Below are 11414 nucleotides of genomic sequence, written 5' to 3'. Positions count from 1 at the left end.
CGCCACCGGTCACCAGCTTCCAGTCGATCGGATCGCGCCCTGGGGCGGATCCTCTTCGAGAGTGTGGATGTATGTCAGAACCTGCGGACTGTAGTGCTTCTGCTTGCCCACGGGCGGCAAGTTGTCAATGGTGGCGAACTTCACCTGAAGCCAGGTCGTCTCGTCCTGATCGACCGCACTGCGCTGACGTCCCGACGAAGGCGCCGCCGCAAGTTGGGCAAAGACGCGATGAGCTGGATCGTGTAAGGCAGCACCGGCTGGCCGCTCGGCCAGCCTGGCGCATGTCAGACAACCAGCGGTCCAACAGACCCTGCGCAACCATCACTTCGACTCGCTCGGTTTCCCCGTCTCTATGTCTCTGCCTAAGCGTAATCGGGTCGAGCTGCCGTATGCCCGGTGGGGTGGGAGCTGCGCCGAGAGGGTCCCTCATTCCCGATCAATCCTGAATCTCAACAAGAATTATTCAATCTGCATAGTGCAGTCGCGCCAGTGAACGACGGGACTTAGCTTGGCCTGTTGTGAGAATCAATACGGCTCCTCAACTCGTCGCCGGTTAGCCAGATAAGCCAATCTTCGTCGACAATCTTCTCTTTTACCAGCCTTAAATTTGCCCCGCCGGGCTCATGATGCGGCATTTCGTATTGCGCAACGACTCCCTTGTCTATTGACCAACGCGCTACAAGCCCACAGAGGAAGTCTGGATCCCACAACGCAACAGACACGCCGAATGCTACTCCCGCCGCAATCCTAGGTATGCCTTGCCCTCTGTAGTCTTTGCGCACCCAGAGATCTCCGAGGTACGCTACCCTCCCAGTTATTTTCTTAGCGCTCGGTGCCGTACAAGTACACGTGTCGTCGGGATGTGCATGTATGGTTGGGTCGGCATAAAACGCCTTCAGAGATTGCAGATGATTTGCAAAATTGCTATCTGGAAGGTCATATAACCGAGCTGCATCGAGAAGTACGACTTCATCATTGCAGTCTACGCCAGCAATCCAAAAGCCTTCTCCTGTTTTAATTTGCGATCTATCTGGTCTAAAGTTTGGATATGTTGGGTCTTTTGTCGGAGTAGCTAAAGTGATCGAAACATATTTATGGAAATCGAATCCTACCGAAAGCTTTATACCGTTCTTTATCGCGTCTGCGTCATATGCATGGAGGTATCGGGAAATGTTCAACGGGTTAACTACGCATTTTACCATAGCGGCTTGTCCTATCCTTGATAAGCTGCGCCATGACTGGAGGCGCGATGACCGGAAGGCGTGTTGACTTTCTTAATGGATTGTACACCGCTAACGCGGATTGTAATCCTACCTACTTTCATGGGTTGCTTGGAGCTGAATTGAGGCGCAGAGAACTGCTACGCAGCTGATGTGAGTCGCGTCTCGTCATCTTTACCTCAATTCAGCTCCAAGCAGCAGAGCCATTCTGATGTGGATGTTATTCTACGAGGACTCCCATGAGCCTGGCGCCCGTCGGCGAGCCACGTGACTGATGAAGAAGTAGGTTTGGCGCTTTTGTTATCGTGGAGCAGAAGCTGACATGCGCTTGAGTCAAGGACTGCATCTAGAGGCCGTCGGAGGTAGGCCGGCCCAACTGTCAACTGAGTCCGTGAGAACCGAGCAGCAGGAGATCTAATGGGCTACCTTAACGAACTCTTTTCGATCACGGGGAAGAAGGCGCTTGTTACGGGCGGCTCAACCGGCATCGGACGAATGGTTGCTACCGCGCTAGTCCAGGGCGGCGCAGACGTGATGATCGCCTCCCGCAAGGGCGCCGATTGCGAGCGGACGGCCGACGACCTCAACACGCTGGACGCACCGGGCAAAGCGGAAGGGTTTGCCGGAGACATCAGTTCCGAAGAGGGCATCACTGAACTAGCCCAACAAGTGCAAAAGCGGACTGACAGGCTGCACATTCTCGTCAATAATGCCGGCGCGACTTGGGGGGAGCGGCTTGACACCTTTCCCTATGAGGCGTGGGCACGCGTGCTAACCGTCAACGTTACCGGCCTTTTCCATCTTACGCGCGAACTTCTGCCGCTACTTGATATGGCGGCAAGCGACGAAGACCCCGCGAGGATCGTCAACGTCGGCTCGGTGATGGGAACGCAACCGATCGCCGAAGACGCATACTCTTATACTGCCTCGAAGGCCGCCGTCCACCACCTGACGCGCACGTTTGCGCAAGAATTCGCGGCACGCCGGATCACCGTCAACGCTTTCGCGCCCGGTACCTTCCGGAGCCGGATGACTGCTTTCGCCATCGCCACCGACGAACAGGCACAACGGATCGGCAGTCGCGTCCCGCTGGCCCGGATTGGCAGGCCTGACGATATAGCCGGCGCCACCCTTTTTCTATGCAGCCGAGCTGGTTGCTACATTACCGGCGCGATCCTGCCGATCGATGGCGGTCAGTCCGTGCGGCATGGCATAAGCTTCTTCAGAGAATAGCGCGCGTCAGGAACTCTCTTTTTGAGTCGCTGACATTTTTTGACCCCAGCGTGGGTTGGAAACTGGCGTCGCCGTGCCCGCGCTGTCACATAAGCAGATCTGTCGACGCGGTTATCTCGACCTTTGCGGCCCAGCCACGATGACTGTTGCGGACGACAACGCCTTCGGAATCCTGCAAGCCGGCCTCAATCTTAGCTACAGCCCCGTTCGGGGGCAAATCAACATCCATCTCGATGGAACGATAGAAGTGGATTATGCCTCCAGGATGGCGTCGGTACGGCCGAGATCAGGTCCGGCGACACGTCGATACGATAGAGCTCCTCCAGATGGCCGCGGAGCACCGTCATGGCAACAAGTCTGTCTACATCGCGCTCGGCATCCTGCCGGACGGGTCGAAGGAGATCCTCGGCATTTGGACCGAGCAGACCGCGGGCGCCGAGTTCTGGCTGCGCGTAATGATAGAACTGGAAAGCCTGGCGTCGCGGCCGTCCTGATCGCCGTCGTCGACGGTCTGAAGGGCTTTCCCCGACGCGATTAACGCCGTCCAGCCTGACAGCCCGGAAATCTGCCCCGGTTACACATCCACCAGCCTCTCCGACACTCATGCGCCGTATTCTTGTTTCAGCAAACGGTCAGACGGTCGCCAGCGGCGTAACCGGCGAGCCCACTGCACCAGGAAGGCAGAGCGGCGCCGCAGTCAGGAGGAAATATCGTCGTTGCCGTTGCCGCATCCACTTGGCGAGTTCCGAAAGGTACCAGAGCTCCCCTAGTGCGGTCCCGACCTTGAAAAGGCAGAATTCGTGGAGGGGTAATGAGGCATGTTCACCATCGGTTGCTCATGCAGGAAGTGCTTCTATCCCGAAATTGTCCGAGATGAGCGCGGAAAGCCCAGTTCCATCAATCCACTTGAGCAGGCGTTGATCGCGTCCATCCAATTCGGGGCAGTGAGCAGGCTGTACGTCAGAGCGGTCGAGCGTGCCAGCAGATGAAACGATTCGGTCACCAAAACCTGAGTAAAAGCACACTAGATCTCCCGGCTCGACCTCAATACAATCCGCCTCGATTATTCGCATGATATCGTCATAACTAACGACGCGTCGGCTGCTGCCGAGATGGTGACATAGATCAATCATTAGGCCGCGTCCTTGCAGGCCTGCTCGCGCCATTGTCTCAACGCCGAGACGAGATGTTCGTGCGCTGCCCGTGGCTGGATCTGGCGCAACTACGTCAATGCCGGCGCGCCAACCGTTGTAGTAGACGGGCTCGGCGACTCCATCCGAATCGGCATCGAAACTCTGTCCCACGTGGGCAAAAGTATCCCAATGTGTTGAGTATTGAGTCGCTAATGTGACGTAATCGTCACTGACGATATCGGTCGCCCCGACCTTTTCGTTGGCCAGCGGATAGTTGTAGTTGAGGGCGCCTTCTTCGTCGCGTGGTAGTGCAAACAATCGGGGCGGATGTCTCAGACGATGGACAATATTGCCTCCGGGCAAATTCAGTGGAAGGCTAAGGCAAAACGTCAGTCCTTCCTCGACATAGCCGGCCGCGCGCTTGCGGGCCTCTGGCGTAAGAAAATTGAGCCGACCTAATTCGTCATCGTCACCAAAGTCGCCCCAGTTGGATCCGTCGGGTCTTCGCTTCCATCGGCTAGGCATAGCAGGCTCCAGATTGGTCGTAAGATTTTCTGCACGATCTTGCCACGACACGATCGCCAGCATGGGTTAAGCCAACTGAACCACTTGCCACGTTTCTTGGACACCTACCAACCTCGGTAGGGCTCGATCGCGCCAGCCGGGTGACTGGCTCCAAATCGTGCGGACGGGATGGTTCAGGGATTCCACATCAAGAGCCACGGCTGGTACCTCGTGCGGGCGCTCGTTCGAGTCGGCGTCCGCGGCAAGATCGAGAACCAGCTCCGTGGACTCCTCAGGACTTCGGGACCATTATTCGGGAAGAAAGTCGGTGGCTTTTGCTGTCGTGCCGAGGAGATCGCCTCCGGCGAGCTGACGGCAGCGCCTGAGATCAGGGCGGTCGTCGAGGCGATAATCGAGCCCGCCGATCCATCATCGAGCGGATAAGGTGCTTGACGAGTGAGTTTCGAGCTGGCGCGAAACAGAATGCCATGGCCCGGCTGTTCCCGGCGTTGGCCCATGATCACGCTTTCGGTTGCGTCGATCTATGAGGATGCTTCCCGCTTCCGCCGGTCCTCCAGCGCCGGCGCCCATCTCGGCCCCACGCCCAGGCGCTACGAATCCGGCCAGGTCAGTTGAAACGGCCGTCTCTCGAAGGTTGGCGACAAGCTCACGTGAACCCACCTCAATGAAGCCGCCAACGTCATCCTGACGCGGCAGATTGGCTTCTCTTCCCTGAAGCCGGGGGGCTGCGGATCGCCAAGGGTGTCGGATTCAAGTAGGCCAAGGTCGCGGTAGCGCAAGCTCGCCGTGATCCTACGGCCACAACGCTGTAGGTCGTCGCTACTGCCATCTGGCGGGTATGCAATTCGGTCGCGCCTTGAGCGCTCGAGCCTATCTGGGTTGGTAGGTGCCAGCGCGTGGCCAGTAGCTTAGTACTTTGAACCCAAGGTGCTGTCGAGTTGTGTGACGGTCCATACGGCACTTTCGGTTCGGAACGTTGACCAAGCCATGCTGTTGTGCCGACTCATCGGAGCGGCCGGGCGTGTAGTTTGGGCAGATCAGAAGGGAGAATGAGATGCAGCACCGGTTCCCTGTTTCGGGCGGTGAACGCGCATCCGGGCACTTTCGGAACACCGGCTACGTGGTCAATAAGAGCAAGATATATTTCGATGCGGCCCATGCAGCCGGCGTCATGGCTGTCCATGGGCGTTCCACAGCTGGACGCGCCTTTGCGTTGGGCACCGGTCCGCTTAACAATCGACCGCAGGCAATTGATTTCGTAAGATGCTCATATCTGGGTCTCGACAACCACCCGGTGATCACCGCCGGTGCGATTGAGGCGATTGAGGCGCATCGGTCATTGCATTGGTCCTGCGCACGAACGCGACTCAATTTCGATCTTCTCGCACAGCTTGAGGCAACCCTGTCAGAAATGTTCTCAGCGCGTGTGCTCACCTTTTCCAGTGTCATGCTCGCCAACCTCGGCGCAATGCCCCTCCTTGCTTCGGGTCAATTGACGGGCGGAAAGAAGCCGGTCTGCGTGTTCGATCACGCTGCGCACATCTCTCTCGCCCATCACAAGCCGGTGGTGGCTGATGAGACGCGGGTGGAAACGATTGCGCATAACGACATGGAGGCTCTCGAACGCTTATGTCGTCAAGAGCCGGTGGTCGCCTATATATGCGATGGTGTGTACTCTATGGGAGGCCACTCTCCGCTCAAACAACTGCGCCAGCTCCAAGAATCCTACGGGCTCTTTCTATATGTCGACGATGCTCATGGAATCTCCCTGTTCGGACGCCAAGGCCAGGGATTTGCGCGCTCTCAGTTTCCGCAAGAGCTTGGTGACCGCACGATCATAGCAGCCTCGCTGGGCAAGGGATTTGGCGCGTCAGGCGGCATATTGATGCTCGGAACTGCCGACCAGGATGCCCTATTTCGACGGTACTCCGTCCCCCATGCGTTCTCGGCGGCCGCCAATCTGGCGGCAGTTGGCGCGGCGCTTGCCTCCTGTGAGATTCACCGCTCGGCAGAACTCGGCCTGCGGCAGAGGCGGCTGGCGCAACGCATCGATCTATTTGATAGGCATATCGCAACCGCGCAACGAGGCAACGCGCTTCCGATCAGAATGATCGACATCGGATCCGAGGCCAAGGCGATTGCAACCGCAAGAGAGCTTCTCGATGACGGCTTCTATACCTCGGTGACGTTCTTCCCGACGGTCGCACAAGGAAAATCGGGGATCAGGGTTTGCATTACGGCCGATCATGAGGTTCGAGACATAGACCGGCTGTGCGATCGCATTTTTGAGAAGGTAGTTGGCACAACAGCGAGCCGCGGTGCGCGACCGAGCGTCCCCTGAGGGATCAGGACGATGTCGCGAATGGTTGCCAAGGCGATTCATTCGACTCTGAAGCCCTCTGGATGTTTCGTGGCTTACGACCACTCCGTGCTCGTCCAGTGTTCAAGAGTTTATGAACGCCGAGAAGAGCGATCATATGCTCGCGCCGGCCTGCCCTCCCGAATGCCACAGTTGTTTGTGTGCGGAAGGCGGTGACGGTCGGCCGGCAGACGACCGATCGGCTTGGCATGACCTGAACGAGTTGTCTTGTAGGTAGTTCGCGAGGCATTCCCACCGGGTGCCGAGTTAGGAAAGGAGCCCCTTGATGGGAGTATTGTCGCACCTGCGGGTCGTGGAAATCGGCAGTTCGGCCGCAACCAGTTATTGCGCGCGGCTGTTTGCCGACTTTGGCGCCGACGTTCAGAAGGTCGAGCCGCCAACAGGCGATCCACTTCGCCGCACCCCACCAGTCACGCCGAGTGGACAGAGTGCGTGGTTCGCATTCCTGAACTTCAACAAGTCTAGCAACGTCATCGACTCCGCCGACGTAGACGCAATCACACGGCTGGCGGCACTGATTGAGAATTGCGACATTTTGGTCGATGGTCGCGATGTTGATTCCGCGGATTGCCCGCCCGTTGATATCGCCGCTATCCGGCAGCGGCGCCCTATGTTGACCTACCTCGAAGCGAGTTGGTTTGGCCGCGAGGGGCCATATGCGGGATTTGCAGCAACTGATTCGACCGTTCGCGCGCTCGCCGGCTTCGTAAAGCTGGCTGGACCGGTCGAGGGTCCGCCGTTGTACGCACCGGATTTCCAGACGGGTATCCTTTCCGGCCTATGGGGCTTCATTGCTGTGGCTTCTTCGGCGATTGCGCAAATGCGGGGTGGGGAAGGGCGGTCGTGGTCCCTGAGTATTTTCGAATCGAGCCTCGCTGTCAGCGAGTATCTTATGTTCGAGGCGTTTGCGCGCGGCGACGTGATCCACCGCATCGGTACTAACCGCTTTTGGCCAGGCTTTCCGGTCGGCATTTACGAAACCAAGAAGGGTTGGCTTGGCGTCACGACATGGACGCCGGCACAATGGCGAGCATTCTGCGATATGCTCGGCCTATCGGAACTGCGTGATAATCCGGCTCTGTATCTCGCCGAAGATCGTCTGCAACACATGGAACATATCGAACGACAATTTATCCCAAAGCTGAGGGAGCGAACAGCGCAAGATTGGTTCAAGGAGGGACTGAAACGGAAGATCCCGGTCGTGCCAGTACCGGAAATATCCGATCTGCTCCGCGATACGGAGAAAAAAGCGCGCGGCGCGATCGTGCCTGTCTTGTTTTGCGAAGAAGAGGGCTTGACCGCTGGCTCGATGCAGCGGCTGACATTGACGCCGCCGCGCCGAGGGGGGAAGGTTCCCGATCTCGGCGAGTATCAGGCTTTCGCGAACGGAACAGAATTGGCCGCATTGATGCCGACGGGCTGCATCGATGCCGACTGGCAGCCATTGCAGGAGGTTCGCGTAATCGACTTCTCGATGGGCTGGGCTGGCCCGTTGTGTACGCGCACCCTGGGTGATCTCGGCGCGGATGTCATCAAGATTGAGGCCATCCAATACCCCGACTGGTGGCGCGGCGTTGATCGAAGCCCTGCTTACGTGGACGACTATTTGTATGAAAAGACGATGTGCTACTGCATCATGAACCGCAACAAGCGCGGCATCACACTCGACCTGACAAGGCCGCAAGGCCTCAGTCTTGCCAAACGGCTTGTAGCGGAAGCCGACATTGTCGTCAGTAATTATTCCGTCGACGTGCTGCCGAAGCTCGGGCTGGGGTACGACGTGCTCAGAGCGCTGAACCCACGCCTCGTCGTGATGTCGATGTCAGCCTTTGGCGCCGACAGCGTTCATCGCGGTTGCCGGGCCTACGGCTCGACTCTCGAGCAAGGTTCAGGATTGCCAAGGGTGGTCGGAAATCCCAACGGGCCGCCCGTGATGAGCCACGTGGCTTTTGGAGACCCCGTGGGTGGGTTGAACGGGTGCGTTGCGGTTTTGGGCGCACTGATTCACGCCCGCAGCACAGGAGAGGGACAATTCATCGACCTTGCTCAGATCGAATGCATGATCCCATTTGTGGCACCATGGATCACGGTTGGCTCGATGGGCGGTTTGCCGCCAACAAGGTATGGCAACCGACATCCGCAGTTTGTACCTCACGGCTGCTTCCGGTGTGCGGGTGAGGACAACTGGATCATGGTAGCCGCAACAGATGAGGACATGTGGCAGAGACTTGCCGTTCTTATTGGTCGGCCAGAGTGGGCCAGTGACGCGTCGCTCAAATCTCCGGAAGCTCGCCGGGCTGCCGAGGATGTTATCGAGGAAGGCGTCGCAGCCTGGACGCGCAGTCGCGACGCGGATGAGGCTATGTCCGAGTTGCAAGCAGCGAAAGTCGCTGCCGGCGTGGCTCGCAAGCCAAACGACCTTCTTAACGATCGGCATCTCGCCTCGCGTGCGTATATGCAACAAGTTGAACGTGCTTTCGTAGGCTTACATCCGCAGCCCTCGATGCCCATCCGCGAAGGCCCAGGACCCTATACAATACGCACAGCGGCGCCAACACTCGGACAGCATAACAGAGACATCCTATCGGGGCTTCTCGGCCTCTCCGACGCCGAGATCGCGCAATTAGCGAGGGACGGCATCATCGGTATGAGGATGCTCTCCGAAGGAGAGCTGTCACAGGCGGAGAAGATGTCGTCAGATTGACAGATCGAATCTACAGCCTTGGTTGTTCAACCCCCCAGGCTTATGTCATCGCGAACATTCTTGTCGCGCTTACGGTCTCAAGACTGGGCGCAAACGCGTTGGCACGCATCCAACGCAATGAGCTGGAAATCCGGAAAACGGGAGAGTATCTGGCGGAACCTCCACGGAACACGTCCAAACGCGCGGATTCTCGGGACTAATCTCAGGAGACCCACGTAAACTTTGAACGGAGACTGAAGGGTTCTTCCTTGCTAACGACCCCGAGTCTTACTCGCAGAAAGTCGCGGCCGCGGAGGGATTCGCGCTGGTCGCGGGACTTGTTGGGGTGCTGCTTCGTGATCAGGGAAGCGCCCGCCATGCGCGACTGGGCAGCCGAGAGTCAGGCCGCATGGACGCCTATGTCGATGCTTTAATCGGGGTGATCGGCCACGCCGACCGAGCTGATTGCCACCGAATCGGAGGCGCAGTTGATGCGGTTTCGGAGGAGCTACGAAGCCGGAGCAAGCAATTCTTTATGAGAATCTGGAGATGCACGGCGCCTCGCAAAAAAATTCAGGTAGGGCCCAATGCAATTCAGGCTGCTGCGTTGAGAATCTCCGACGGGATCATCCGCTGCGGACGATCCGGGCGCGGAAACACTCCTAGATGTTAACGCTCCCTATAACAATTTCAAAGCTCTACAGGTGACTGATGTATGCAAACTGTGAACTTTTCGCAACGCTGTCGCAAGCGAAGATTTACTAAATATCACTATGTGAAAGCAGTAATGTGATCCATCTTTGGCGGGGCCGGGCTGCCGACGACGGTGAAGAGCCGCAGCCTCACAGCCGGCAGGTTTGTGCGCCAGTGAACATTCGGCGCAACTGGCTGCCCGCAACTGGTTTCTGAGGAGAGACTATGGAACGCCCTCAGATGAGTGCGGCCACTCATTTTCTAAGGCCGGCCACTAGAGTGTCCGACCAGTTCTCTTGGGTCTCGTCGCTGCATTTCCCGAAGGCACCTAGAGGAGCGCTTGCGGTCGAGTTTGGTCGCTTTCTCGATCAGACTGATGGCGTTGCTGAATCCGAGCAATTGTTCGAGCTACTATCTGCTTTTGCGTCGAATCTTGATTTTCCGTGGGTCGCCTATGAATCTCTTACACCCTACCAAAAATGCTTAATGCCCACACGAGATGCGGCGGTCATGCTGAACTATGCTGATGAATGGCAGAAGCGCTATTTTGAAATGGGTTATGACAGGATAGCCCCCATTTTAAAGACCTGTCGAAAGCGCGCAGGCGCCTTTCGATGGAGCGAGGTGTATGACGACGCAAGCACGACTGAAAACGAGCGGCGCGTCTTCAATGAGGCTGCGACGTTCGGCTTGAGGTCAGGAATTAGCGTTCCATTGCACGGCCCCCATGCCAGCTTCGCGATCATGAGCTTTGCTCAACCCTGGGCCTGCGAACTCCAAAATAGAACAATAACCTATTTGCAACTTGCGGCGCTAGAGTTCCATCTGAAGATCTCGAAAAGCACGGGCCATAGTGATCTCAAGAAGGCGCCTCAGCTTACTGTAAGAGAGAATGAATGTATCCTATGGGTGGCGAGAGGGAAGTCGTCTTGGGAAATAGGCGAAATACTTGGAATATCATTAAATACCGTCAATTTCCACATAAAAAATGTAATGCGAAAACTGGATTCTGCTAACAGAAGGGCCGCTGCTGTCAAGGCCTTGAACTTCGGGATTATTGAGTGGTAAAAGCGGCGGGGAGACTTGGCTGTTGGCAACCGGCAACGTCTGAAGCGCCAGGGACCGGAATGATGCCGGTTCTTCGGACAGCACGAGTTTGTGACCGGAGGGGGCTCCTATCACTAACGATGTTCACGCCTTAACCTCCTGCGGAAGCCAGTCAATGGCTGCCAACATCCACTTCAGGTCCGCCAGAGAACAAGATCCGGCCGCGCAAACCAGAAGAACTATTCGGCACAACGACACTTTCCGTTGCCTGTTGACCTGTAACTCCGTGGACGAATCCGCCATCGATCAGGCCTATGTCTCCGGCCTTAAGCTGGAGATAGCGGAAAGGACCTGTTTCAAAAATAAGCCGCCGAAAGGAATAACCTGTGGTCTCCACACCCAGCGATTTTCGGTCGGTGACGGTTGGCTCGGCTCCAACTGTGGGTGCTCCCTAGTTCCTCTTTTGAGGCATGGCGATCGGAACAACACTCGCCGGGTGC

At 57.2% G+C, this 11414-nt stretch carries 9 protein-coding genes and 1 pseudogene; 8 read left to right on the top strand and 2 right to left on the bottom strand.

Going from position 1 to position 11414, the window contains the following annotated elements; genetic code table 11:
- On the top strand, positions 1 to 246 hold a 246-nt coding region (locus tag CKW40_RS44455), incomplete at its 5' end, for a hypothetical protein (protein WP_210200209.1).
- A 257-nt stretch (positions 247 to 503) separates the two neighbouring features.
- Here the strand turns inward: CKW40_RS44455 and CKW40_RS43495 are convergent.
- On the bottom strand, positions 504 to 1202 hold the full coding sequence (locus CKW40_RS43495; protein ID WP_143748517.1) for a GNAT family N-acetyltransferase: 699 nt from the start codon (positions 1200 to 1202) through the stop codon (positions 504 to 506).
- A 435-nt stretch (positions 1203 to 1637) separates the two neighbouring features.
- Here CKW40_RS43495 and CKW40_RS41135 point away from each other — a divergent pair, with 435 nt between their 5' ends.
- Together CKW40_RS41135 and CKW40_RS41130 are read left to right on the top strand one after the other, a co-directional pair.
- Positions 1638 to 2453: an SDR family oxidoreductase gene (locus tag CKW40_RS41135; protein ID WP_095205255.1), complete on the top strand. Its 816-nt coding sequence runs from the start codon at positions 1638 to 1640 to the stop codon at positions 2451 to 2453.
- A 350-nt stretch (positions 2454 to 2803) separates the two neighbouring features.
- Positions 2804 to 2979: pseudogene (locus CKW40_RS41130) on the top strand (transposase); the annotation flags it as partial.
- 310 nt (positions 2980 to 3289) lie between these two features.
- On the opposite strand, the gene CKW40_RS41125 reads toward CKW40_RS41130, so the two are convergent.
- Positions 3290 to 4174, bottom strand: a complete 885-nt coding sequence (locus CKW40_RS41125) for a cyclase family protein (RefSeq protein WP_342202975.1) — start codon at positions 4172 to 4174, stop codon at positions 3290 to 3292.
- A gap of 105 nt (positions 4175 to 4279) precedes the next feature.
- On the opposite strand from CKW40_RS41125, the gene CKW40_RS41120 reads away from it, so the two are divergent.
- The 5 genes from CKW40_RS41120 to CKW40_RS44450 form a co-directional block, all read left to right on the top strand.
- Positions 4280 to 4534 carry a hypothetical protein gene (locus CKW40_RS41120; protein WP_095205254.1) on the top strand — a complete coding sequence of 85 codons (255 nt, stop codon included), beginning with the start codon at positions 4280 to 4282 and terminating at the stop codon, positions 4532 to 4534.
- Positions 4535 to 5165: 631 nt separating this feature from the next.
- Positions 5166 to 6452, top strand: coding sequence for an aminotransferase class I/II-fold pyridoxal phosphate-dependent enzyme (locus tag CKW40_RS41115; RefSeq protein WP_095205253.1), 1287 nt, complete (start codon positions 5166 to 5168; stop codon positions 6450 to 6452).
- A gap of 304 nt (positions 6453 to 6756) precedes the next feature.
- Positions 6757 to 9195: a CaiB/BaiF CoA-transferase family protein gene (locus CKW40_RS41110; protein WP_095205252.1), complete on the top strand. Its 2439-nt coding sequence runs from the start codon at positions 6757 to 6759 to the stop codon at positions 9193 to 9195.
- Between the two features lie 951 nt (positions 9196 to 10146).
- The gene (locus CKW40_RS41105; protein ID WP_244571527.1) at positions 10147 to 10935 is read left to right on the top strand and encodes a LuxR family transcriptional regulator; all 789 of its coding nucleotides are present in this window, start codon (positions 10147 to 10149) and stop codon (positions 10933 to 10935) included.
- A gap of 154 nt (positions 10936 to 11089) precedes the next feature.
- The coding region (locus CKW40_RS44450) for a hypothetical protein (RefSeq protein ID WP_210200208.1) at positions 11090 to 11414 on the top strand (325 nt) is incomplete at its 3' end.

The sequence above is a fragment of the Mesorhizobium carmichaelinearum genome, assembly GCF_900199455.1.
Taxonomy (GTDB): Bacteria; Pseudomonadota; Alphaproteobacteria; order Rhizobiales; family Rhizobiaceae; genus Mesorhizobium; species Mesorhizobium carmichaelinearum.
The sequence above is the reverse complement of the archived record's forward strand: the minus strand, read 5'-3'. Positions and strand labels throughout refer to the sequence as shown.

What these genes read in the sequence shown, in the direction of transcription:
- CKW40_RS43495 (WP_143748517.1), bottom strand. Translation starts at nt 1,202, where the DNA reads ATGGTAAAATGCGTAGTTAACCCGTTGAACATTTCCCGATACCTCCAT.
- CKW40_RS41110 (WP_095205252.1), top strand. Translation starts at nt 6,757, where the DNA reads ATGGGAGTATTGTCGCACCTGCGGGTCGTGGAAATCGGCAGTTCGGCC.
- CKW40_RS41115 (WP_095205253.1), top strand. Translation starts at nt 5,166, where the DNA reads ATGCAGCACCGGTTCCCTGTTTCGGGCGGTGAACGCGCATCCGGGCAC.
- CKW40_RS41120 (WP_095205254.1), top strand. Translation starts at nt 4,280, where the DNA reads ATGGTTCAGGGATTCCACATCAAGAGCCACGGCTGGTACCTCGTGCGG.
- CKW40_RS41135 (WP_095205255.1), top strand. Translation starts at nt 1,638, where the DNA reads ATGGGCTACCTTAACGAACTCTTTTCGATCACGGGGAAGAAGGCGCTT.
- CKW40_RS41125 (WP_342202975.1), bottom strand. Translation starts at nt 4,174, where the DNA reads ATGCTGGCGATCGTGTCGTGGCAAGATCGTGCAGAAAATCTTACGACC.